Origin of the sequence: Maribacter taeanensis (assembly GCF_047345145.1) — a bacterium.
GTDB lineage: Bacteria > Bacteroidota > Bacteroidia > Flavobacteriales > Flavobacteriaceae > Maribacter_C.
Window position 1 is genome coordinate 752566 of the sequence record NZ_JBLFER010000001.1, and the last position, 25858, is coordinate 778423.

19 protein-coding genes are annotated in these 25858 nt (G+C 37.1%); 6 read left to right on the forward strand and 13 right to left on the reverse strand.

What is annotated here, in order from left to right:
* Positions 1-42: 42 nt before the first annotated feature.
* The gene (locus tag ACKWCD_RS03255; protein WP_413982497.1) at positions 43-483 is read right to left on the reverse strand and encodes a 3D domain-containing protein; all 441 of its coding nucleotides are present in this window, start codon (positions 481-483) and stop codon (positions 43-45) included.
* Between the two features lie 26 nt (positions 484-509).
* The gene (locus ACKWCD_RS03260; protein ID WP_413982498.1) at positions 510-1379 is read right to left on the reverse strand and encodes a pirin family protein; all 870 of its coding nucleotides are present in this window, start codon (positions 1377-1379) and stop codon (positions 510-512) included.
* 56 nt (positions 1380-1435) lie between these two features.
* On the opposite strand from ACKWCD_RS03260, the gene ACKWCD_RS03265 reads away from it, so the two are divergent.
* Positions 1436-2785 carry a serine hydrolase domain-containing protein gene (locus ACKWCD_RS03265; RefSeq protein WP_413982499.1) on the forward strand — a complete coding sequence of 450 codons (1350 nt, stop codon included), beginning with the start codon at positions 1436-1438 and terminating at the stop codon, positions 2783-2785.
* A gap of 691 nt (positions 2786-3476) precedes the next feature.
* Here the strand turns inward: ACKWCD_RS03265 and ACKWCD_RS03270 are convergent.
* Positions 3477-4319 (reverse strand): 1,4-dihydroxy-2-naphthoyl-CoA synthase, encoded by an 843-nt coding sequence (locus ACKWCD_RS03270; RefSeq protein ID WP_413982500.1) that lies wholly within the window; start codon positions 4317-4319, stop codon positions 3477-3479.
* 188 nt (positions 4320-4507) lie between these two features.
* On the opposite strand from ACKWCD_RS03270, the gene ACKWCD_RS03275 reads away from it, so the two are divergent.
* Positions 4508-5095: a Crp/Fnr family transcriptional regulator gene (locus tag ACKWCD_RS03275; protein ID WP_413982501.1), complete on the forward strand. Its 588-nt coding sequence runs from the start codon at positions 4508-4510 to the stop codon at positions 5093-5095.
* A gap of 61 nt (positions 5096-5156) precedes the next feature.
* On the forward strand, positions 5157-5927 hold the full coding sequence (locus ACKWCD_RS03280) for a sterol desaturase family protein (protein ID WP_413982502.1): 771 nt from the start codon (positions 5157-5159) through the stop codon (positions 5925-5927).
* Between the two features lie 217 nt (positions 5928-6144).
* On the opposite strand, the gene ACKWCD_RS03285 is transcribed toward ACKWCD_RS03280, so the two are convergent.
* The 6 genes from ACKWCD_RS03285 to ACKWCD_RS03310 form a co-directional block, all read right to left on the reverse strand.
* Positions 6145-6978: a hypothetical protein gene (locus tag ACKWCD_RS03285; protein WP_413982503.1), complete on the reverse strand. Its 834-nt coding sequence runs from the start codon at positions 6976-6978 to the stop codon at positions 6145-6147.
* Positions 6979-7083: 105 nt separating this feature from the next.
* Positions 7084-9399, reverse strand: coding sequence for a tetratricopeptide repeat protein (locus tag ACKWCD_RS03290; RefSeq protein ID WP_413982504.1), 2316 nt, complete (start codon positions 9397-9399; stop codon positions 7084-7086).
* 59 nt (positions 9400-9458) lie between these two features.
* The gene (locus tag ACKWCD_RS03295; RefSeq protein ID WP_413982505.1) at positions 9459-10703 is read right to left on the reverse strand and encodes a glycosyltransferase; all 1245 of its coding nucleotides are present in this window, start codon (positions 10701-10703) and stop codon (positions 9459-9461) included.
* Positions 10704-10811: 108 nt separating this feature from the next.
* Positions 10812-12323 carry a DEAD/DEAH box helicase gene (locus ACKWCD_RS03300; RefSeq protein WP_413982506.1) on the reverse strand — a complete coding sequence of 504 codons (1512 nt, stop codon included), beginning with the start codon at positions 12321-12323 and terminating at the stop codon, positions 10812-10814.
* 199 nt (positions 12324-12522) lie between these two features.
* Positions 12523-13452, reverse strand: a complete 930-nt coding sequence (locus tag ACKWCD_RS03305; protein WP_413982507.1) for a 2-hydroxyacid dehydrogenase — start codon at positions 13450-13452, stop codon at positions 12523-12525.
* 1 nt (position 13453) lies between these two features.
* A complete protein-coding gene (locus ACKWCD_RS03310; protein WP_413982508.1) occupies positions 13454-13963 on the reverse strand; it encodes a DUF6155 family protein in 510 nt (169 codons plus the stop codon).
* A gap of 227 nt (positions 13964-14190) precedes the next feature.
* Here ACKWCD_RS03310 and ACKWCD_RS03315 point away from each other — a divergent pair, with 227 nt between their 5' ends.
* The 3 genes from ACKWCD_RS03315 (at position 14191) to ACKWCD_RS03325 (ending at position 17811) form a co-directional block, all read left to right on the forward strand.
* Complete coding sequence (locus tag ACKWCD_RS03315; RefSeq protein WP_413982509.1) at positions 14191-15054, forward strand: sigma-70 family RNA polymerase sigma factor; 864 nt, start codon at positions 14191-14193, stop codon at positions 15052-15054.
* A 790-nt stretch (positions 15055-15844) separates the two neighbouring features.
* A complete protein-coding gene (locus ACKWCD_RS03320) occupies positions 15845-17152 on the forward strand; it encodes a hypothetical protein (protein ID WP_413982510.1) in 1308 nt (435 codons plus the stop codon).
* A gap of 35 nt (positions 17153-17187) precedes the next feature.
* The gene (locus ACKWCD_RS03325) at positions 17188-17811 is read left to right on the forward strand and encodes a hypothetical protein (RefSeq protein ID WP_413982511.1); all 624 of its coding nucleotides are present in this window, start codon (positions 17188-17190) and stop codon (positions 17809-17811) included.
* A gap of 29 nt (positions 17812-17840) precedes the next feature.
* On the opposite strand, the gene ACKWCD_RS03330 is transcribed toward ACKWCD_RS03325, so the two are convergent.
* The 4 genes from ACKWCD_RS03330 to ACKWCD_RS03345 are packed head-to-tail and all read right to left on the reverse strand — an operon-like array spanning position 17841 to position 25844.
* Positions 17841-19187 carry a YaiO family outer membrane beta-barrel protein gene (locus ACKWCD_RS03330; protein WP_413982512.1) on the reverse strand — a complete coding sequence of 449 codons (1347 nt, stop codon included), beginning with the start codon at positions 19185-19187 and terminating at the stop codon, positions 17841-17843.
* Positions 19187-21571 (reverse strand): sulfatase-like hydrolase/transferase, encoded by a 2385-nt coding sequence (locus ACKWCD_RS03335; protein ID WP_413982513.1) that lies wholly within the window; start codon positions 21569-21571, stop codon positions 19187-19189. Before ACKWCD_RS03335 ends, ACKWCD_RS03330 begins: the two co-directional genes overlap by 1 nt.
* A gap of 9 nt (positions 21572-21580) precedes the next feature.
* Positions 21581-23011, reverse strand: a complete 1431-nt coding sequence (locus tag ACKWCD_RS03340) for a glycosyltransferase family 2 protein (protein WP_413982514.1) — start codon at positions 23009-23011, stop codon at positions 21581-21583.
* The gene (locus ACKWCD_RS03345; RefSeq protein ID WP_413982515.1) at positions 23004-25844 is read right to left on the reverse strand and encodes a HEAT repeat domain-containing protein; all 2841 of its coding nucleotides are present in this window, start codon (positions 25842-25844) and stop codon (positions 23004-23006) included. Before ACKWCD_RS03345 ends, ACKWCD_RS03340 begins: the two co-directional genes overlap by 8 nt.
* Between the last annotated feature and the right edge of the window lie 14 nt (positions 25845-25858).

Genomic DNA, 25858 nt, shown 5'->3' on the forward strand with positions numbered 1-25858 from the left:
GAAATAGATTTCCTTGTGAAAATTACGAAATCATTTGGCTTTCTATTCAAGTTGAATACTATCTTTTGGCACTCCGTAAAGAATTGTCAACTTCTTTCTTCCCCAAGCCTTCGCCTTTTTTACGTCTTTACCCATATAAATATCAATTCTATTTCGCCAACGTCGGTGCATTTTATCTTTTACTAGAAAAATACTGTCAAAACCTTCTATTTTTACCGGTGTATTATGTTTGAGTCCTAAAGCAATTAGATTCCTTGATACGGCAATTGAAGGTATATCTGATTTTAAGGAATCGCCCCAAGCTGCAATTATAGGATTCCCCTGGGTTTGCCAAGTCACCGAATTATAAGCAGTAGCTGTTACTTCAACACTTTTCCAAACATATTTGTCCTCAATAGGAGTTTGACAAGAAGACCATAATAGGATGTAAAAACAACATCCTATAATGGTTAAACTGCGATATATGTTGTTCCATTTATCCATGGTGTCAGAAATTCGCTATTATTCTCTCAAGGCAGTGGAACATAGGTTTGATCATTTTCCATCATAGGAAATGTTTTAGCTTTCCACGCCTCTTTTGCCCTTTCTATTTTGTCTTTATCCGCAGAAACAAAATTCCAATGAATATAGCGTTCTTCTGCAAAGGGCTCTCCTCCAAAAAGTAAAATATGCGAGTTCGGTTTGAGAATGGTCTGGCAAGTATCTTCTACTTTCGAGACTAAGATATTTCCTTTTTCTACTACCTCACCACAAGCTTCGATAGCACCTTCAACAATGCAAATTCCGATTTCGCCTTTTAAATGATCTTTAGTGTTTAAATGATATTCAGCTGTGTTTTTAACCTCTATCATAAAAAGTGGGGAATGTACAGGAACTGAAGACTTTCGCCCATAGCCTTCGCCGGCAACCAGAGTGAATTCTGCCGTGCCATCCGTCCATTTGGGAAGTTCATCTGCGGCTATATGATGGAACTCTGGGTCAATTTCTTCTAATTCCTTCGGGAGGGCCACCCATATTTGATATCCATGAGCAACAAACTGTTTTCCATTTCTAAGGTCTTGAGGCGTTCTTTCGGAATGAGAAACCCCTTTTCCAGCTACCATCCAGTTAACCGAACCTGGTTGAATGCGTTGCTTTGTACCGATGCTATCCTCATGCATTATCTCACCGTCAAGCAGGTATGTCAATGTAGAGAGACCGATATGCGGGTGTTGGTCAACCTCCATATAATTAGTAGGCCCTAGGGTAGTTGGTCCCATATGATCAATAAAGATAAAAGGACCTATCATGCGTTTTTTCCGAAAAGGAATCAACCTTCCTACTAGAAAATCACCAATATCTCTACTTCGCTCTTCAATGATTAATCCAATGTTAGACATAAATCAATTAGTTATATTCGTTCTTAAATGTACTTTAATTTAAATAAAATTCCATCTTGAAAATCCTTAAACGCATACTTCTCGCCCTTCTTTTGATCATTACAATTCTCGTTGTTTATAATTATCCCAAGCTCAATATTGTCTCTGGCTATGCCTCTAAAAATCTAGCGTCCACCAATTTCATTGCAAACCGCTTGTACTCCGATATTGTTGAAAGTGATAATGCTATGGACTTGATAGAGCTGGCGGAGATGGAAAGTGCAGATGAAAAGAGTGTTATTACTTCAGTCTTCGGATTGATGGACCGAGAGACCGTTTGCCGTGAGGGCTTGGGCTGTGTATTGATCAATGATGAGTACGATAAAACTCAAAAATTACTAAAACCGAATCGCAGCCGATTGGAGAATGAGTTGCCCTTCCCCTATGGGAATAACGGAAAACTAGATACCGTTTTTGCCAACATTGATTACGAGAAATTAAATGCAGCAGTCAGCGGGGCTTTCCAGAATTATGAAGTGCAGAAAACAAGAACGGTTTTGGTAACCTATAAAGGTCATATTATTGCTGAGGACTATATAGAAGGCTTTTCAAAGGAAACTCCTATTCTTGGATGGTCGATGACTAAAAGTGTTTTGGCAACGTTATACGGAATTCTGGAATATCAAAACAAGATTAACGTCCATGAATACAAGCCTTTCAAAGAGCTTGATTTAACAGGACTTACAGGAAAAGACCCTCGTGATTTTATTCCTTTAGATTCTTTTCTTCGGATGTCTAGCGGATTGGCCTGGGATGAAGACTACGCCTCCATCTCAGATGTCACCAAAATGCTTTTCCTTGAGGAAGATATGACCAAATCGCAGGTGCAAACGGATTACAATTCAAAAGAACCGAATTTATGGAATTATTCCTCTGGAACGTCCAATCTACTATCTGGTATACTTCGGAAGCAATTCAAGACCCATCAAGAATACTTAGATTTTCCCTATACTGCTTTAATTGATAAAATCGGAATGCATTCTATGCTCATTGAAACCGATATGAGTGGTAATTACGTAGGTTCTTCCTACGGATGGGCAAATACGCGGGATTGGGCAAAATTCGGAATCCTGCACCTTAATAAAGGGAATTGGAACGGAGAACAGCTCTTTAGTCCCGAATGGATTGCTTATATCACCAAAGTAACCCCAAACTCCGAAGGAACCTATGGAGCGCACTGGTGGTTGAATGCGGAAGGTAAATATCCTGATGTGCCAAGAGATTTGTATTCTGCAAATGGTTTTCAAGGGCAGCGGGTTTTTATAATTCCCTCAAAAGACTTGGTCATTGTTAGAACCGGACTAGCCGGCGGAGATGCCTTTGACGCCAATACTTTTTTGAAAGGTGTTGTGGAGGCTATTGAATAAGAGCTTTGCTGTTTGCTTCTCGGTGCTCAATATCGAAATGAAAATTCATACGATCTGTAAAATGCTCATTTTTAGGATGTAATGCCCGCAAAGAACATCTTGAAAAACCACCTCATATCAAAAATTGGGCTTTTCACCACAAAAACACCCTCACTCACAACAATAATTTAGAAAAACACTAGAAGGACACTAAGTTTGAAGTGTAATTAAAGAGTAAAATTTTTTCATTTTCATATAGTGTTCTCGTAAAAGAGCTTAGTCCAAAAGACTAAGCTCTTTTTAGTTTACATAGGTTTTATCGTCATTCCCGCAGGCGGGAATCTGTTGGATACTTTCTTTAACTTCCTACTTCATCCAACCGCTTTAAGAAAACTCTTAGCTACCCTCCTTTTTCAAGAAGGAGAATGAATTCCATTTATGGAAGAAAGGGGTGGTAAAACCCAAGCCCTAGAATCTATCTCAGACTTGATCTTAAGATGTCAAGACATTGGTCGGCATATTTTAACATCGGGATTGTGGCTTGCCTAAAGATTTGCGCTTTACCACGCCGCCAGCCATCGGACACCCCTCCTTGAAAAAGGAGGGGAATCCCCATGTTTTTTTTAAAAATCCAGCAATCCGAAATTCTAATAATCCAAGAATCAGACAATCGTAAGAACTAACGACTATCAACTAAGCCCTAACTACTTCTCTAAGGTATCCACTTATCCTTACCAAAATCAGGCTTCCGTTTTTCTAAAAAGGCATTCCGCCCTTCTTTAGCCTCATCCGTACCATACGCCAAGCGCGTAGCTTCACCGGCAAATACTTGCTGCCCCACCATACCGTCATCGGTAAGGTTCATAGCAAATTTTAGCATTTTTATGGATGTCGGAGACTTCTCCAATACTTCTTGCGCCCATTGGTATGCTGTAGCTTCCAGCTCATCATGGGGAACAACTGCATTCACCATTCCCATTTCATAAGCTTCTTGCGCCGAATAGTTTCTACCTAAGAAAAAGATTTCGCGAGCTTTCTTTTGTCCCACCATTTTGGCTAGATAGGCTGAACCATAGCCTCCGTCAAAACTGGTAACATCAGCATCGGTTTGTTTGAAAATGGCATGTTCTTTACTTGCTAAGGTCATATCGCAGACCACATGTAAGCTATGACCACCACCAACTGCCCAACCAGGTACTACTGCGATGACCACTTTGGGCATAAAGCGTATCAGTCGCTGGACTTCTAAAATATTCAAGCGATGGTAGCCATCTTCCCCAACATAGCCTTGGTCTCCCCTAGCCTTTTGGTCGCCACCACTACAGAAAGAATAGACGCCATCTTTCGTTGATGGTCCTTCAGCAGAGAGTAGAATCACACCTATAGAAGTGTCTTCTTGTGCATCATAAAAAGCATCATACAATTCGCTTGTCGTCTTTGGCCTAAAAGCATTACGAATATTTGGGCGATTAAAAGCAATACGGGCAACCCCGTCGCTTTTGGAATAGGTGATATCTGTGTATTCTTTGGCTGTTTTCCAGTTGGATGATTTCATTTTATATGATTTTAAAGCTATAAAGATAGGGTTCTTCTTAAAGTCAAAACATATTGTTAATGAATTATGGATAAGAACTACTTGCCAGCACTTGAAATCGTAAGAATTTTCAGCTAACTTCGTTATCAACCGCTAAAGGAAATTAAAACTTCCCGTAGCTTATTGTTGTACGCAAGCTGAAAAACAGAATGGTAAAAAAAAATATTGACCAATTAATTCAAGTAATTTCATCAAAAGGGGAAATTTCTACAATTGAAATCAACTTAATTCAATCTTACTTTAAACAAGTTTCTGTTTTAAAGAATACTATATTAGAAGAGCAAGAGAAAATTCCAAAACATTTATATTTTGTTGCTTCCGGATTTATGCGACTTTTTTATTTTGACAATCAAGGAGAAGAACACACAACTTATTTAGCTACTTCAAATGGATTTATTGCATCTTTTTCATCTCTAATAAACCAAACAAAAGCTACCGAAAATGTAGAATGCGTTACGGATTGTAAATTATTTAAAATCTCGTTTAGCGATACAAAAAAGTTTATTGACAAGAGCGAAATTTTCAAACAATTTTGCTTGGTAATGTTCGAGAAGGCTATTTCATCATCGACCATTCGTGCAAATGATTTAGCTATATTAACAGCAGAACAGCGCTATCAAAAAATGATGGAGCAACAACCATACTTTATTCAAAACGTTCCCCTTCAATATATAGCATCTTTTTTAGGTATAAAGCCACAAAGCTTGAGCAGAATTCGGAAACAAGGAATTAAGTAACAATTGTTAAGTAGTATTTCTTTAATAAAAATGACCTTTGCCAATCATTTAATTAAAAGAAATGGAAGCAGTTAAAGAAACTTTAAGCCTACTGCCTCAAGTATTTGGGCAATCATTAATGAACTATGTTATAATTATTGTAGTCTATTTAGTCATTTGGAAACTATTTAAAAAACGTTTTAAAAATTGGCGAATTCAGATTAAAGAACGAGTCAATGGTAAACAGATAAAATCCGAGATAATAAATAGTCTCTTTGTTCTCTCAGTAAGCACAGTATTTGTCCTCATTATTTATTTTCTCAAATCAAAAGGTTATACAAAGATTTATACAGATATTAAGGAGTATCCAAGATTTTTTGCATACTTCGGATTTTTAGTTTTTTTATTAATAGATGATACTTGGTTTTATTGGATTCACCGTATGTTGCACCACCCAAAAATTTACAAATATGTACATAGGGTTCATCATAAAAGTATAGATGTTAATCCTTTCACTTCTTTATCCTTTCATTGGGCAGAAGCCTTTATACTTACGTTTTGGGTAATTCCAATTAGCTTGCTTTTCCCTATTTATCTGCCTGCATTAATTGCACTACAGCTTTATGGATTTTTAGACAATATAAAATCTCATCTTGGTTATGAATTTTTTCCTAGTTGGTGGAACAAAAGTTTTGGTAAAATTATGACCTCTAGTACTCATCACAATATGCACCATAGTAAGTTTAACGGAAATTATGGTGTTCATTTCCGTATTTGGGATAAACTTTTGGGAACCGAATTTAAGGACTACGAACAAGAATTTGACAAAATACAGTCAAGAAAAAAAAGCTAAAATAATTATAATTTTGCGATTTGGAATGTCTAGAAGCCGGCGTACAACAACGTATAAAATTAATTGCTAGTGCAAGCCTACTTACGAAAATCCTCGCGGATTTTCTATTCGGTTTGTATTTGCTAAATTAGTAGTTTAATATACGCAACTAATCTTATACAAACAAGATAACGAAACAATCAAAAATCGATTATTTATTTCGTTCGTATTGATAAATTCAATCCCTTATCTCAATCGCATCGCAAGTCCCAACAAAAGGCACACCTGTCTGTCCATACGCATAGGTAATCAAGCCAACATAAACTTCTTCGCCATATGCAGGAGTTGCCCCAGGTAAATCCCCGGTATCTCTGTAAAGGTTCCAAGTATCTTCTACAGTTTCATAGTCCAGATTTGGGGTTTGCCAGTATATGATTAATTCTCGTTCTTCAGTACCGACAATTCTGATATCTGCTCTTCCGGCGGGAGCCGTATTGGCTCCGATATCATTGACACTAGAAGAACCATCAACTGTGTTTTTCCCTTCAATGGTAAATTCGGCGCCTCCCCTATGCCCTACTACGACATGGGTTGAATTGATCGAATTAAAATCTTTATGATGCACCTGAACTCCCGAGAACAAATACGGGTTTCCGTTTGGTGATGGAGCTGTTTGTGAATCGGCTAGGGTTCCTATTCCGATATTACGAGCAATAAATTCAAAAGGGAAGGTGACCAGTTTCGCGTCGATTCGACCTTGGTCCTCATGAAAATGGAGGGTGATATTATTGGTATTGTCATCCAAAACCGCTTTATATCTCCCATCAACACTCGAAACATTGGGTAAGGCAGCCGCATTGTTGGTGACATAATCAATCAAATCACCCTCTGTATCGAAACTATCTGTAAAATACCCTGCTTCAGTATCGTCAACAGGGTTTTCATCTGGAGCCTTTTCCTCGTCTGGAAGTTCAATAGTGTTATCAATGGCCTCCTCGAGGGCATCAATTTTATCCGTAGAACAAGAAAACAGCATAAAAGTGCTTATACCAATAGATAGTAGCTTTTTCATATCGAAACGTTTGGATGATTAAAACGTTATATGAACCCTAGTATTGCGCTAAAGCAATTCTGTACAAGTAGTTGTACCTAATTATTAGGGTATAAAGTGGTAGTATTAACTCTGAATAGCATCGTAATCTAGTAAGCGTTCCGATAATTCAGTTGCTTTCTTCAGGAGTACAAAATCAGCATCAGCATCAGACCAATACTTCATTACGATGTCTAGATACTCTCTAGCCTTTTGCTTATTTTCTTTTTCTAAAATTATAGCCATCTTGTAATAGTAAAAAGGCTCATCTGTTTTTTGTTCTATGGCTTTTTCCAATATGTCCTTGGCCGATTGCACATCACCATTCTTGTAGTAGATATCCGCTAAGAAGTATCCAGCGGTCTCTAACAGCTTTTTAATCCTTCCGGTAGAATCATTCTCTAAAATAGAAAGACATTCCTCATACTTACCAACACGGTAAGAATTGACCAGATTATAATACTCCTCAAATCCGCCACCATAGCTTTTATAGAGATCCCCACAAGGGAGAAATTCATCATCAGGTATTTCCAATGGATATTCCCGGAATATAGCACTGGCTTGAACATTGCAACCATAAGCCAATGCAGATCCTGGCGAATACTCATTCATCTTTTCTAGCAATTTATCAACTTCTGCTACCTTACCCACAGAATTGTACAAATCGGATTTTATCATTACCGTTACTCCCAGAACTCTATTTAGAGGCATTATTTTAACACCATATTTTTCATAATCTTCGAGTACTTCAATTGATTTTGTGATTTGACCCTGCATTCGTAAGAAATAGCCTTTAATCCATAGATAATTTAAGCTATCTGTGAGCGACGAAGATTGCGCCATGGCTTTTCTTAGCCTATCGTTTGCACCAATTATATTTTGATTTTTAAAATCTAGATACGCTAATCTCGACTGTACCGTGGTATTTAGGGGGTCTATGGTCTCTTCTTCAAGCAATATTTCTTTAGCCTTATTAATTTTCCCCTGTTTTTCATAGATATCGGCGTATTTCAAACGGTCTTGTTCCCGATCAGGAAATTCCTGACTGTATCTATCCAAGGTTTTTTCTGCTTCAAGATATTCCTCATTTTCTACCTGTAAATCATACAATTCTAATAAGCCTTTTTCAATGTTGCCGTTATCTATGGCTTCTCTAATTAAGACTTTCGCACTGTCAATACCATAATTAGTTTTGTACAATACCAGAAGCTGCTGATACGGACTAAAATCGTATGGAAACATTTTACGTCGCATTTCCAAAAGTTTGATGTAGGATTCCATTTCATCGCTAATACCGTAGAGCATTCCTTTCATTCCGAATTGCATTCTATTCGGAAGTGACGCACCATATTGGATTGCTTTTTTTGCTGAAGCTATGGCCTCTTCCCGTTTTCCTTGCCCATATAAAGGGTCTGCTACATAGAAGTGACAAAGTGCACATGTATTGTCGTTTTCTACCGCTTTTTTTGCCAACTGCACAACTTCCTCTAATTCGGAAGGATTCTTACCGAATGTTATTCGCGATTTGGTATAATACTCTAAAGCCTTAACATTACCCGAAATCAATGAAGAACTGGGTAAGTTAATTTGAGAATCATCTGTAGTGTATGGGTCCGGAATTTGTTCAAAAATCTGTTTTTGGATGGCATCAATAGCGGTATACGGGTTTTTATCTTTAGCCTCAAGAGAGATGATGCTTTTACCATTTTTTGAACTGTATAAATTGCCTTTAAAGCTATATTGATCATCTACAATACTGTAGGATAATCGCGTAAAAAAATCGTTTCTAGTTTTTTGAGCAATCTTACGTTGAATGGCAACATTCGGCAATGAAAAGGCGGTAAGCCCTAATTCATCATAGTTCCTATGCAATCCGAATTGTGAATACACATAAAACTCAGGGCGTTGCTCGAGACTATGGGCCAATAATTCAGAGAAGGCTGATCCCCACCAATCGAGATCTATATCATCAGTAAGGTTCTCGAATCTGAAACTGGCTACTGTTTTTACCTTTTTCAAGTCAGGCACTGCAACTTTAACTTCTTTTCCTTCTTTGTCTACTATGCTAACTATTTCAGAATTAGAACGGTTATCATTAAAAAGAAGTCCTCCTAAGACAAAGGCCACGACTATATTACCAAGAATTAGAAATTTAGGCCATTTAACTACCCCCGATTTGGTTTTCGGATTTAGTTGATCACTAAAATAAGCTATAGTAATAACTGCGGGTATCAGCGCAAACCAAACCAATAAATACTTATCAACTAAGTTGGAACTTAAATCATACCGCTTGCTAATAAGTTCTAAAAACTGGAATAAACCAAAACCAATAGCAAAATAAGTTCCTAAATATTGTGGGACTTTTCGATCCCATAAATCTTGATACCAAGTTTTATCGCTCATATGTTTTGGTCAGTGATTAGTTTTAAGTATTTGGTTAAATAGCATTTGGTTAAAGATAATTATTTATGGTTATTCTTTACTTCAATCCATTTAGAAAGGTATTTCGAACTATTCAGGGTTTGGTGTTGCAGCATTGATCCGATAAAGTTTTGTGTGCGATGAACTGCCAAATTATTCTGTATCTCAGAGATTTTTGTTTCTAACTTCTTAATCCAAAACGTTTTATCGTAAAGGGAATTAATAATTTCAAGTCCATGGTTTCTTGATTGCTCCCAAGCTTCTTGGTTGGTGTATAAATCAATAGCAGCTTTAGCTATGCCCTCGTTGGTTTCAGCAATTTGACCGTTGAATGCCAAATCACCATGCATGCCCTCTGCTCCTATTGGCGTGGTAACGCTGGGCAATCCGTTTTGCATGGCAGAAATAAGTTTTCCTTTGAGTCCCGCACCAAATCGCAAAGGGGCTAAATTCACCTTTGTTTGTTGCATCACTTCGTTGACGTCTTTTGCCCAACCTTCAATTAAAAAGCCTTCTTTTTCATTGTGCATTTGTTGAATACGTTTTGGTAAATAAGCGCCGTAGATCTTTAAATTTGCTTGTGGTAATTGCTTACGGATCAAAGGCCAGATTTCGGTCTTTAGCCAAACGATGGCATCCACATTGGGGCCATGTTTCCCATTGCCTATGCAGATAAAATCTGTTCGGTTTTCGAAGCTATTCCAGGTTTTGATTTCTTCCTGAGAAATAGGGTCCAAAAGAAAAGGTAAATACATTAAAATAGCATTTTTTATCAGTAATATACCTTTCAATAAATACATTTCATAAGAAGATATAATCATCGAAATATCAGAACGATAGATACTAGCTACTTCTCGTTTAGTGATATCTTCTTTTAACCAAGCATCCGTAGAAAAAGGGGTCCCCTTTTTAAAGCATTTTTCACGCGTATAGCGCAAAGAATGGAGATCTTCGGTGTCTAGAATTCGTAGCGCATTGGGAGCGAATTCTGCCACGCGCCAACCGAATTGTTCTTCCGTAAGAAAACGATCAAACAAAACAATTTCAGGGTCTAGTTTCCCTATGAATTCATCAAAACTGGAATGGTTTAATTGTATGGCTACTTTTTGAATTCCTAAAGCCTTCAAATCCATTGAAAGTTCAGATTCTGCCGCTGTACTTGCTATGGTGATTTGATAATCCCTCTCTAGAAAGTAGTGAATAAGTTGTAGCATTCGGTTTCCAGCAGCTGTGGATGCTGGTTCGGGCCATACGAAGGCTATGATTAGGAGGTGGTTTTTAGTCATTTCTGTTAGATGAACCTTAAAATCTAATGTTCCTAGGATCTCGACTCCGATCGATATGACAGTTCAGTTACTTTCAAATTACTGCTTACTGCCACTGCTAACTAAATACTACATTCTAGCTGCAAACTTCTTGGAGATATTCGAACGCAATTTACGCTCGTAATCCTCTTCAAGCCATTCTTTGTAATTCTTTGTATTGTTCATGATGCAGTATGAATACTGACGCACACGGTATTGAATTTCTTCTTGGAGTTGTTTGGCTAAAATACGTGCATCAAAAACATCTTCGGCATTTTCAACACAAATCTGTGCATGTTGCTCAATGCTGTTTTCTAGTACCGTTTTGGACCTTTGACCTAAAGCAAATATGCGTTTATATTCCGCTTTAACATCGAATTCAATATTCTTTGACTTCTTAAATTTCTCTTTTAAAGAAGCTGGCATCTCATAAACAAATTCCCGTTCAATATCTTCATCATTCTTGATATTCTCCAAAAAGAAATCCGGAAAATGAAAAATCTCTTGCCAGTCGATAGGAGCTTCCCACATGCCGAAACGGGCAACATTATTTCCCATATCAACTACGGTGAACTCCTTCTTATTGGGGAGCACACGCGATCCGCGCCCAATCATTTGAAAATATAAGGTAAGCGATCGCGTAGCACGATTTAAGATAATGGTTTCTACGGTGGGTTCATCGAATCCGGTTGTTAAGATACTTACCGAAGTTAAAATCGCATCGGGAGTAGTCGAAAACCAATCCAGTATCTCTCTTCGCTCCGATGCATTGTTTTTATTATCTAAATGACGAATATTGTAACCATTCTTTTTGAAGGTTTCGTAGACATAACGTGAAGTATTGATTCCGTTATTAAAAATCAAAGTTTTGGTTCCCTTAGCAATTTCATTGTAAGCAGTCAACAGCTTACTGAGCATGTTCTGATTACCGTAGAGCTCGTCAGAAGACTTTACGGTATAATCTCCGTTAATACCTAGTTTTAGGTTCTGAAGACTTACATCATAATTGAAAACATTAGCTTTTGATAGAAAATTCTTTTTAATCAAGGCCGCAATAGATTCCCCAACAATCAACTTCTGATAGTTGTCCTTCATCGGTAACTTGATATTCGAACTCAATGGTGTCGCCGTTACTCCTAGAATAAATGAGTTTTCAAAGTATTTAAAAAGCTTACGGAAAGAATTGTAGTGCGCTTCATCAATTATTACCAGGCCGATATTATTGATCTCGACTTTTTCTTCTTGCAGACGATTATTAAGTGTTTCCACCATGGCAACAAAACAGGTGAATTCATCTTGATCTTGCAGTTCTTTGACCTCGCTATTGATAATTTTATTATTCACCCCAAAACCACTTAACATGTTTGAGGTTTGCAGACTAAGCTCAATACGGTGTGTAAGCACAACTACCTTTTTGCCTGTTTGTTCGATATATCTGCGCGCGATTTCCGAAAAAACAACCGTTTTTCCTCCTCCGGTGGGTAATTGATATAATATGTTGGAACCCGCTTCGGCTTCATCAAGTGCATTGAAAATTTTGTTTAAATCTTCAATCTGATAGTCGTATAAGGTTTTTTCTTTTGTTTCCTTTTGTACTTCCAAGTAGTTCTCTTTTCTTTTGAATTCTCGTTAAAAGTTTGATGTGGGGGGAATTTTGCAAAACTAACAGATTTTTACACTTGCACGAAATTTTGAGTTAGGAAATGTAAAATTTGGCTATTGGTTATTGGAACTTTACAATCTAAAAAAAGTGACTTTATTTTCAACCAAATAGCTAAAGGCTAAAAGCAAACAGCTATTCTTAATAGCCCTTATCTATGGAAACCAAATTCAATAAGGATTGCCCTTTCTGCATTCTACTATAGTTTTCAATAATCTGTGGAACTACGGAAGCTGTATCAGATACACTGGCATAATGTGGTGTAATATGCACTTTTTCATGTTTCCAAAAGGGATGATCTTTGGACAAAGGCTCTTGATGAAAGACATCAAGGGTGGCTCCTGACAGGTGTCCGTTATCAAGCATTTCGATTAGGTCTTCGTCTACCAGATGTCCTCCTCTGGCAGCATTTATTACAAATGCGCCTTTGGGTAATTTAGTAAAGAGTTCTTTATTTAAAATACCCGAAGTTTCATCTGTTAAGGGCAGTAAACAAACCAATATTTCTGAAGTCGCCAAGAAGTCTGGTAATTCATCAGAACCTGCAAATGCCTTTACTTTTTGAATTTTTTTACGGGAATTAGACCAACCTTGTGTTTTGAATCCGAAACGGACTAAGTCTTTTGCCAGAACTGCTCCCAGAGCACCTAAGCCTAAAATACCAACTTTAAAATCTATTATACGATTGTATTTTTTAGGTTTCCAGAGGGATTTTGTTTGGTTGATTTTATACGTATAAAAGTTTTTCAGGTGACTAAAGATGGCAGCAATAACATATTCAGACATATCGCTGGCTAACATGGTATCTACCACTCTAGTTATAGGAAGATCCTTAGGCGCGGTCTCGTCTTCAAAAATAAAGTCCACTCCGGCCCCACTAGACGCGATGTACTTGAGATTTGGGTATTGAGTCAAAGCACCTTTCGGATGCTTCCAAACCAATGCAACTTCAATTTCATTTGCAGGATGCTCTTCTAAAAAACTATATATTTTGATATCTGGAGCAGCTTCCTGCAGCGCCTTTTTCCAAAGTTCGATTTTATCATCTTGTCTTATAATAACTAGGCTCATACTAATCTATAATATCTAATGCTCTTGAAAACTCATCCTCAAAGAGCCACTCTTGCTCTTGAGTAATCGTGTATATTTTTACTATTCTTTCTTTAAAATCAGGCAGTAATCCGTTTACGGAAATGAACTGGACAGCTTCTTTGAAACTATTGGCCATACTCTTATAAAAGGCATCGGGGACATTTCGATTTATAGAAAAAGACTGCGCCACTTCTATATTATAAAGCATTACATCGGCTACCAAATGTGACTCAACACCTAGTTTATTAAAATGTTTGATGAATTTCTGCGCTACAGAACGTCGTGCTTTTGGTCGTTTTCTTTTTAAGGGAAAATACTCGTTAGAAATTCTTGTTTTTGCATCTTGAATGAGCTTGTCTTCTTTGGGATTGAATACAAAATCATAATATTCTTTCACCAACGGAAAGCGCAGATATAAATCAAGTATTTGCTCTTCAAGTTCTTTCTTTTTTAAGTCCCCCAAATATTTCTGAAGCGCTCTCTTACTCATAGGTATAGATTAGTCTTTCAAAAATAGGATTTGCTTTTGGAATAACAATTAATTGCTAAAGGCTTTGCCTTGTCCGTATTAAATACAACAAGTACAAACAGCCACTAAACCATACTGCACGGGGGCTTATAATAAATTATGTATAAGATTATCTGAATCTCTTTGGAAAAGAGGGGATAAAAATGTATTATGATGTCTTGTAGAACACCGAAACACCAAAAACATATATGAGGCAACTAAAGATTATCAAGCAGGTAACTAATAGAGAATCCAAATCATTAGACAAGTACTTGCAAGATATCAGTAAAATCGATTTAATTACAGCAAGTGAAGAAGTTGAGTTGGCGCAAAGGATAAGAGAAGGAGATCAATGGGCACTTGAAAAACTAACCACAGCAAATCTACGTTTCGTAGTATCTGTTGCAAAACAATATCAAAATCAGGGATTAAAACTTCCCGACTTAATCAATGAAGGCAATTTAGGTTTGGTAAAAGCTGCCAAACGTTTTGATGAAACGAGAGGTTTCAAATTTATTTCTTATGCAGTTTGGTGGATTCGTCAATCCATCCTTCAGGCATTAGCAGAGCAATCACGTGTTGTTCGTTTACCTTTAAATAAGATTGGTTCAATTAATAAGATTAAAAAGACCTTTTCTTATTTGGAACAAGCGAATGAACGTCCTCCTTCTGCTGAAGAAATTGCAAAAGAATTAGAAATGACTGTAAGTGAGGTAAAGCAGTCCATGAAAAATTCTGGAAGACATGTATCTATGGATGCGCCACTTCGTGAAGGAGAAGATTCCAATTTGTATGATGTTCTTCGTTCAGGAGAATCTCCTAGACCTGATAAGGATTTAATGCAACAGTCTTTGAATACAGAGATTGTTAGAGCCTTAGAGACTTTGTCACCTAGAGAGGCGGATGTTGTGAAATTATACTACGGTATCGGAGATCAACAGTCTATGACCCTAGCTGAGATCGGACAGACCTTTGACTTGACACGTGAGCGCGTGCGTCAAATTCGTGAAAAAGCAATTCGTAAGCTACGTCACAATTCTCGTAGTAAATTATTGAAGACCTATTTAGGATAATCTTCAAACTGACCATAAAAAAAAGCGCCTTAACAATTTTGTTAAGGCGCTTTTCTATAAAGGGAACTATGGTTTAAGAATAGTTCAATTTATTGATTTCGTAATCGGTTAAGATTTCATTTAAACTTTCAATGAAGTTTAAATACGCTGCGTTTTCTGAGTTTTGTGCCATGATTTGGGGTTTTTAATTTTGTGAAACAAACTACATATAGTCTAACTCCACTAATTCGTTTACGCTTAAAATTTCATTTAATTCTTGAAGGAATGTTAGGTACTCCTCACCGTAGGTATCGTAAAGCATAGTAGTTTAGTTTTTGGTTAAGTTTATTGCGTTTGGGTTTTCAATATTACTTTCTAAATATCTTTATAACGTTCTGGTAAAACAATTAATTGTGGTGAACGCATTAATTTTTGTTGCGAAACCTGTGAATTAAATAGGCAAGATTTTAAAACTCGAAAATATGAAATGTAGTTCATCGGTATTTTTGACATTTATATTTTTGACTTGGCTATTCTTTACCAAATCCCTGTGTCCTATTTTCATTTACCCAAACCCTAAAGGGATTGAAAATTGACTGTAGTTTAAAAAATCCTCCCTTTAGGGTTGGGTTAAAGATTTTTTGACAATCAATCTTTTACGATTTATAAAGTGAACAATCATTTTCTCATTATGTTTTTGACCGTTTAATTCCTGGTATTTTTTAGCAATAAGAAGCCCTTAAATACGTTGTTTACTTAATGAAGTCCTGAGAAAATTGAAACTATTTTTTCTCCCAAATTGAATTCCCCAATGAAAATAATCAAGCGCACTACGATTCAAATAATTACCAGAAGTTTTTTGTACGTTGTACTAAGTTTCGGCTTTATACAAACAACAATTGCTTATACCCCAATTGACGTACCTACCGCTATTCATTTAGAATCTCCCATTGTTGAATTGAATAGCAATAGCTTTAATGCGAAGAAGCGAAGTGGATTTACCATTGCCGGCCAAACGGAAGATGCTGGACGCGGATTGACCATCATCCATTTTAATACTTCTAAAAAGTTTGAACATAGAACTTTTGATACACACTCTAGTGAGGAGGCAGCGGAAAAACTGGTTGCCGTTCTTGTGAAAATGTTAAGTACGAATTCCAAGTTTGCCATTTTGGCTCATGATTCTGCTGCAAAGAGCTTGATACCGCAATCCGGGAAATTAGCCGAATTAGGGTTTTTAAAATTGAGTACCTTAAAAAGCAGACAGGCGTATATCATGCACAATTTCAAAAGTCAAATCTTTGAGAGTGTAGATGATATCACTGCAACCGCCAAACTGAACATTCCTGAAAATATATCAGACACTGAAATTTACTTTCCAAGAATACGCTACGAATTCGAGCCGAACAACAATCGTTATATCGCACATGCCGGTGGAGAGGTAAACGGAATCAAGTCCACCAACACCAAAGATGCTTTGGACCAGAACTACAAAAAGGGCTTTCGTCTTTTTGAATTGGATATCATAGAAACTTCGGATGGAAAATTAGTTGCTGCACACGATTGGAAAATGTGGGCCCGATTTACAGATTACTCCGGAGCACTTCCACCTAGTCATGCTGAGTTCATGAAACATAAAATTTATGGAGATTACACCACGCTTGATTTAAAAGGAATCAATGCTTGGTTTGCAGCGCACCCTGATGCTACACTTGTTACCGATAAGGTAAACGACCCGGTAGCTTTCGCCAATCAGTTTGTAGACAAGGATAGACTGGTGATGGAACTCTTTAGTCAAATGGCCATTGAAGAAGCTTCTAGAAATGGTATACAGCCTATGATTTCACAAACTCCCTTGATGAAGCTAAAAGGAGATAAAATCAATTACCTTGAAGTCAATAATGTAAAGTATGTTGCCTTATCAAGGCGAATTATTGCTAACGAAACAAAATTAATGTTGAAGCTTAAAGAAGCTGGCATTAAAGTGTATGTCTACAATGTCAATTTTGACCCTGGCAAAGATGAAATGTACGTTCAAGAAAATGAAATCGGATTGGTGTATGGAATGTATGCCGATAAGTGGGTTTTTGATGTCGTAGAGAAGACTTTGTCAAAATAGATATATTTAATTCTGACAAACAATTTGGAAATATAGTGGCGAAAAAAAAATCCAAGAAAAAGAAAAAGAAAAAGAAAAAGAAGAAATCATTTGGCTACAAATCATTTGTTGTGGTTGGAGCCTCATTTCATTTTATCACTGACCTATTTTATAATAGAACCTTATACAGCAATACGGTATTTTGGGTCAGCGCTTTCATTTCAGGCATTGTTTTCGGAATATATTTCATTCAGAAAATGAAATTGTTAAACACTCAAAACTATAAAAAGCTAGGAGGGTTCAAACTTAAAGCATATATGTATTCCATATGTCTGATTATGGTACTTGGTGGCACAATAATATTCGGAAATGTTCTTAATGGAACAATACTCGGCTTAAATTTTGTAGGAGGAAGTAAAACTGTGAGTTCGGAAGAATATGCTATAGAGAAAATTGTAGAAGATTGGAGCCTAAGCTTAGGAAGATCATCCAGAGCCCTTAGAAGTTCCTATCCAAGGGTTTATTTTAGAAAGAATGGAGAAATGTGGTCTTTTAGATTAAAGGAACGATACGATGATCAAAAAAACTATTCTTCATATCAAAAAATTAACCTCATGCTAAATAAAGGAACACTTGGTTACGACATAATACTTGATTATAAGGTCATTATCAAAGAATAAAAATACGCCAGCAACCTGATTGGCTTGAATTAAAACTTCACCTGATACGTCAATCCCGCAGAAACCCCCCAGAAATAAGTACCCGCTGCAAATGCAAATTCTTGACGCGTTACGCCCATGTTAGCACGATACGAATTGGTAGTGCTCTTGCCTGTAAATTGATATTCAAAGCTAAGGCGCTGAGATTCAACGTACAACAGTGTTTCTGCCAAAAGTTCATCACCAGAAATTAGCTGACGTAGTTCTGGAGAATAGCCCATGCCGACGTTAATTCCAAAGAAATTTTCAGCGTCTTTAAGGTATTTACGAACGAGTAGATTACCAGATACTCCGATTAAATCGTTTTCTTTTGGACGGATATAAGAACGCAGAGAGAAATAATAATTTCCTCTATAATGCCCTATGGAATTGGTGAAAACTGTTACGTTTCTAGTCGCAAAACTAATATAGCGTCCACCTGCTGAAAACTCCATAGCTCCTGGTAGGTTGACATATAGGTCCCCTCCCATTTTATGATTTGGATAAATTGAAGCATTGGAATATCCGTAGTTTAAATAGGCATAAAAACGTTTGGAAAATTTAGGATAGAAATCCAAATCGTATTGAACACCATGCTGACCATTGCGGTTGCTATAATTAATTCTAGGAATCAAGCTTCCTGCCTGAGTTTGCCGCCTTAGCGACACACTTGAATAAATCGCAGGGTCGTAGCGCTGGTCAAATACCGTAAACGCGTTTCGAATGGCAATTCGGTTGTTTAATACTTCTTTTGCTACCGGCGTTTTATCCTCATTCGCATTTTCAGGTTTTGTTTCTTTTGTTTCCGGTTTTACTTCTTTCTCCTTTGACGTATCTTTTTTCTTTGCCTTCTTTTTAGACGCTTTTGTTTTAAGAGGTGATTTTGTGTTGTGCCATCCCAATTCAGTGTATTTCTTGTTCTGAATTCGCTCTATGGCAATTTTAAGTAACCTTTCGACTTCAGTATTCTTTTTTACATAAAACAAAGCTTTGTTCGCTAATCCTAGGGCTGTGGCATTTTGGTTCGCATATAATTCATTCTTTATGGCTGAAATCCAAACGGCGCTATTTGTTCTTTCTACGGATGTTATTTTATTGAATTCATCTCTTGCTTTAGCATATTGGCCATTCCAGCTATAAGTGCTAGCTAATAGTGCACGTGCTTCTAAATCTTTTGGGTTTTTAGCAACGACCTGAAGAAGTATATCTTTTGCGTTTGTATGCTTGCCTTCATAGGCGAGATTATGAGCCTTGGCATACGGAGTATCATTCACATCGTTATAGGCGATATCTTGACCTCTACCAATAAAGCAAAGCAATCCGAAGAACAAAACGCTATGTAATTTTTTTAGGTACATTATTCTTCAAATACTAATGCTGCGGTTTCTTTTGTTTGCTCTTTCGGCGCTTTTTGAGCCAATCTTACTCCATGCTTTCTAGCTTGTTTTTTTGCTCTTGCAATTTTATCGGCAATTTCATTCACGCTTGAACTGTTTTGCTGCGCAAGTTCTACTAGCTCTAGAGCTTCAAGATGTCTATCAGACCAAAAGTATACGTCAAACAGTGCCGAATATGAATCGATGTAATTGGGATTCATTCGAATACATTCCTGTAAAATTTCTATGGAGGACTTATAATTTCCCCGCCATACATTTACTCTTCCTGTGAGTATTTTGGTGTCAATATGACTTGGTGCCATCGATAAGATATATCTGCATAACAATAGTGATTTATCAAATTCTTTATCAAAAGCAAAGTCTCTAGCAATGAAATAACCTCGGTCTGAATCTTGTCCGTCATAAACACTATTCAGCCAAATGATTTCGCTATCTGTGAATTTCTCCTCTTTTACTGCAAAAACCGCCATATCTTTTGGTATAATCTTATCATTTGCAGTTACATAGGCGTTCATCGCTTTGAAGTTCTTTAACTTCGATTCTCCTTTTGAGCCACCGAAAGAAGTACCTAAGTCCATGTTCTCATCGATGTCATAAACAGAACCATCTGAAAAGAGTTTTTCGCCATCAACGAATTCCTTCAATTCATTTTTATTCCGCATTAAGGGAATGTCTTTGATAGATCGATATCCTTCGTTCATATCAAGCGCACTTCCCATCCAAGCTACTTTTTTAGGAGTTTTGAGTTCGTACTTTGCTTCTAGTAAAGCCAATAAGGTTGGTGTCACGTCGAAATGCGAATTCAATGCACTCATCTTTCTGGTTTTCTTTAACATCGGACTGTAAATCATCAAAGGCACATGAAAACGACTCAGATTGTTTCGCTGCGGAATGGGAATCAATCTATGATCACCGGTAACAACGAAAATGGTATTATCATAGTTCGGTTGTTTCTTATACTCTTCGAAAAGATATTTTAAGGCATCATCTGTATAGAGTAAGGTTGCAAAAACATTATCGTTTTTCTCGATTACCTTTTTAATTTTCCCTTGATAGTTTCCCTTATCTACTATCTTTTCAACTTCGCTCTCGTAATAGTCTTGGTTAGGCGGCAAGAAAGGTTCATGAGTACTAATGGTCATATATACCTCCATTCTGGGCTGCGCTGCATCCCTAGGAATACTCATACTTTTCTTAAATAGTTCTTTATCAGGATATCCCCATGTAGAACCTGCTGCATCTTCTTCTTGTAAGGTGTATTGGTTTCCGAATCCGGATTTATCCAATACGTAATCCACATTCTCGCTAAGAAGGAATCTATCTACATTATCAAAGGAACTGTTGGTTCCTTGCAGAAAGGAGGTATGATATCCATTATTCTTTAAAATACTGTACAAAGTCAATTTGTTCGGATACTTTTCCAACTCCATGAATCCGCTTTTCCCGAAAGGAAGTGAGCCCATCAGGGATGGTAATACACCAAAAGTTCTTCCCGTGTTGCTCAAACAGTTTTCCCAGTACAATGATTTTGTACTTAGGTCGTCTAAAAAGGGTGTGAATCCACCATATTCTGCTCCTTCTCCAACAAAATCTCTTCCTAGGCCTTCTACCATAACGAATACGATATTGGGCTTTTCTTCTTTGAGTTCAAAATATTCCCCCAATACATTTTCAATTTGCTGGGATTTTATCAGAGGATATTCCACATCGGCTTTATACGAAGTATCCTCCGTAGACGTATCATAAAGATTCAAAGCCAAGTACTGCGTTTTGTTCTGGTTAATCGGCTTTCCTTCCATGAAAAGAGTCATTATGAACAAGCTGAATAGAATAATAGTAAACGGGTACATCTTACTGATAAAGTGATAGTATTTTGAGGTCACTTTGTACAATCCGAAGAACATACCTACGATAACCACAACTCCCACTACCAATGAAATGGACATACCACCAGAATTAGCAATTGTCATTTTGATATCTGAAAAACTGTAGCCCAATAAATCGGAACCCAACGGAACCAATGCCGTACAGTAATAACTAATCAGCATCGCCTCAATTATAAGCAGAAGAATGAGAACTACGAAAACAAGATTAAAGCCGTATCTGGGTCTTAAGTTTTCCCAAAAATTAAACGGAAATGCCAGTATAACGCCAATCAAAGAAGCATAACCAATTTGGTGCACAGCTGCATTAAAAAAGCTGGAACCAAATATAATATCTACAACTCCCTTAAAGTAAAGCGTCGTGTATTGATAGGTAGTAAGCACCAACAAAACCACAAAGAATGAGATTATCAATCTTGTGTATTGTTTTAAGGTATATCTATCTATTTTACTCGTATTCATTTTTCTACTTTAGGTTGCTTTTGCAAAGCCTTTACGTACTTGCGAACCCCAACCGGATTTCACTCGGAACAATTTTTTATAATTACCACGTACCGCTGCCCATACAACCACCGGGTGGAAAACTATGGGTTCGATAATCGCGCAAAACATGAGTGTTAGTATGTCTTTGGTTTTCTTGTATTCGTTATAAGAATAGGTATCCCAGAGAATGGCGTAGAATGAGAACATGATGGAATACAGGTAAACTGTAGCTGTAATAGCTATAAAGAAATCCCAATTCAAAATTCCCAAATACCAGAATAAAACGATGGTAATCAATCCGAAAAACTCCAATAAGGGAGCTAACCATTCATAGAAAAACCAATAGGGATAGCTCAATAAACCTAGTCTCCCATACTTAGAATTGAAGAACATGTCTTTGTGCTTGAATAACGTTTCTAGGTTACCCCGCGCCCATCGGTCTCTTTGGTTGACTAATATTTTAAGGTCTTCAGGTACTTCCGTCCAACATAATGGATCTGGAATGTATTCTATGGTATATGGAATTTTTTGGTCATGCATATGGCGTCGCATCTTGAAGATAATTTCCATATCCTCTCCTACTGTAGCCGTATCATAGCCTCCCACTTCAAGGGCGATTTCGCGGTCAAAGAATCCGAAAGCACCAGAAATAATTAATAAGCTATCAATTCTCCCCCATGCCATTCTTCCAAGAATGAATGAGCGTGTATATTCTAAGAGTTGAAATTTGGCTAACCAATTTTTTGGCAAGCGAATTTCTTCAAGCCGACCACCATCTATAACGCAAGAGTTTGCTACACGAATTACTCCTCCAACGGCAATTACTTTTTTCTCAGAACGACGGTAAAATGATTTGACGACATGCAATAAGGCATCTGGAAGCAACAAGCAATCCACATCAATACAACCGACGTATTTGCTTGACGAAAGCGCCATTCCCGTATTTAAGGCATCCGACTTCCCTCCATTTTCCTTATCAATTACTGTAAGTTTTGAAAATGCTTTATGTGGAGATTTATAGATTCCCCGTATGGGCTTGCTCTTCCAATTTGGGTCGATTTCTTGCTCCACTTTGACTAAATCATAGGCATCAATCATCTTCTGTAAAGTGTCATCTTTACTCCCATCATTTACCACCATGACCTCGTAGTTCACATATTTCAAAGACATCAAAGACCGAATGTTCTCAACAATGGTTAGTCCCTCGTTATAGGCTGGAGCAATAATCGTTATACTAGGTGCCAAGGGCGAAGCCATAACCTTTGAAAGGTCATTAAAGCTGTTCTTGTTTTTATAATGAATGGAATTTCTCGTTGAAAAATAGGCCATTGCCGTAAACATGGTAAACAGCACCAGAGTAAACAAAAAGAAGACAATGTTTATATAATCTAGAACGATATTTGAAATACCACTATCCATTCAACTTATCAATGATTTTATTGGAGAAGGCGCATATTTGGCCTAGAAATGATTCGGAGTTTCCGCTCTTTTCTTTTGAATTACTTTCCTTAGCTTTCTTCAAAGGTTCCGTAAGCTCGAAAGTCAACTCAAAAATTTCTGGGGTTTGAGGCGGTTGAATTTGTAACTCTTCCATAAGGGAATCGTATTCGGCTAGAGTTTCCTCCTCTTTTAGGGTTTCCGTTTTGGAAGTAGCCGTTTGTTCAAAACCAATTGAGGACGCTTCAGTTATGGACTTCTCAGGGGCAATAGAAAGCACAATCCTTAGTTCTTCCAGGACTTGCGCAGCTTTGTTGCTGATTTGCTTTTCTTCATGTTCTAAAAGGCCTTCTAAGAAATCTATATCAGATTCATCACCTACAGCTACTATTTCATCCATAAGTATGAGTTTGGCTTCTGTATCACATGTTCGAAATAAATCTTCGAAAACATTAAAAGGCTTCAGTAAAGTATCTGGTTCTGGCTTTTCTTCTTGCTCAGAAAATCTTTTAATCAGAATTTTTACACGATCTTTTACGGTTGTATACTTCTCATTTACTAGCAACTCATTTAAAAGTGGTAACTCGCGCTCATCACCCATTTCCGCCAAATCATCAAGCAGCTGCATACGTGATTCCTCGGTATCCTCTTTATATTCGATGATTTCATCAAAAATCTCATCACTTAGAATAGCCTTTGGAATGGTCAGCTCTACTTTAGCTGGTACTTCCATAACTTCATCTTCCGTATCTGCTTCCTGTTTTTCCGTGGTCTCTTCAGAATCGACTTCAGCAGTATTACTGGTATCCACAAATTCATCCCCAAATTCTAGTAAAGGCCAATTGTTAGCCTCTTCATCTGTTTTATTTGATGGTTCGTTAGCGTTAAAGCCGATCAGGTCCTTAATGATTTTTTTAAAATTTTGCTCCTCTTGAGATTCCATCTTGTCATAGGATTGTAATGGTTCATGATCTACATTGGATTTTGAATCCATAGTATCTTCTTGGGGACTATCAGGTGAAACTGATAGAAAATACGGGTCGATTTGGTACTCGTTCTCACTTTCTAGAATTTCTTCAAAAACAACTGTAGTGTCTAAAATTTTAGCAGTACTGTATTCTGAATAGTCCAATTGCGGACTTACGGTCAAATCTTTCTGAGTACTTGATACTTCTTCGAATGTGATTTCAATTTGGCTCACAAGGGCTATATGTTCGGATTGATCTTTAATAGCCTCAACTACATATGATTCTTCAATCATTTCAGTAACAATGGGAAGAAAAGCAATTTCTTCTGCTGTGATTTCCAAAGAAGGCTTGCCTTTTTGAATAATGACCTCCTCAAAATGTACAACCATATCATTTAAATCCGTCTTAGCGTCTTCTTCAGTGCTAATTATTTCGGTTTCTAAAACTTCTTCTACAACAAATGGTAAAAAGTCAAAAGACAGTGTTTCATTCTCTTTTGGTAAGGATTCTTCAGAAATTGGTTCGATATTTTCTTGGTTTAAAGATTCTTGATTTTCCTTCATGACATCGGTCTTAACTTCATTATCAATTATATCTTCTTTTGGGTCTGTGGTTTCATTCGGAAGGTTCAATTCTGTATTCGTAACTTCCTCTGCTTCCTCTTCTTGAGGAGCACATATCTCTTGAATTTGCTCAATGCTATGAGTTGAAAGTTCAATTTCTGCAATTGGCTCTATATTAAATTCATCGAATTCCTCCTCCTCTTCCACTTCTATTTTGATATCCTCTGGAATAGTATACTTTGCAGAGTTTACTACACCTTTCGAAGGCATGATACTACCAGGCGCTATCGCATTGATACTGCTATGTGCTTTGCTTCTAACGGAGAAATTGGCTTCCTTTTTTTCAATGAGTTGTAGAAACTCAATATCTGAATCATTACCTAATGTACCTATTGCACCTAGAATGGAAATTTTTACATCTATTGAACTTTTCCAAAAAACTAGCTTTAAAGTCGGAAGTGCTTCTTCAATTCGAAACTCCTTTATGCATGCAATGGCTTCCTCTTTAATTTGGCTATTCTTATGCTTAACTAGCTCAATTAGAGCAGAATCAGCATCATTCTGATTATAGAATTTTATTAAACGTAAGGCAAAAAGTACCACATGACGGTTGGTTGAAGTCAACCATGCTTTAAATTGCGGTGGTTGATAATCCTCCACATTCCGTAATACATCCATCAACTTTAATTGTTGCCATTCAGAAATTTTATACTTCGTCGTATCTAGAAAATAATTGATCCCCTCTGGTTTCAAAGTAACTATTGCTATTTCAGCCTGTTTACGAATGGTTACTCTTTTATCATTAATGAATTTGGTAACAAAACTATAAGCCTCAGCAACCTGCATTTGAGTAAGGTTAAGAATTGCTTTGGAAACAACTTCCCAACGCCAGCTCTTTAATTTTTTAAAATTGTCATTATGTAAGCCAAGGTCTTGATATAACTTGAAAAGTCGTTTTTGAGTTTCACCAGAAACATCTTTTCTTAAGTCATGTAATACTTCCGAAAGTACCTTACGATTAAAATCATCTTTTAGTAATTGACGTATTTCAATTTTAAGGTTTACATAATTGCTTTTCTCATCTTTAGAGGCGTCCTCTTCATAAAAGAGAAACTCGCTAATCATAGGCGAAAGCTCTCTTTTTCGTTCTTTTACTTGCCACGAACGTTTGGAAAGAAGATTGCGGTAGAAGAAAACAAAAATAAAGTATACTATAGCCAACCCAATAAACAGGAATGACAGGTCCCACAATAAATCCGTATGGATTTTTGGGGCCGTTATCATAGGAAATTGGTTAT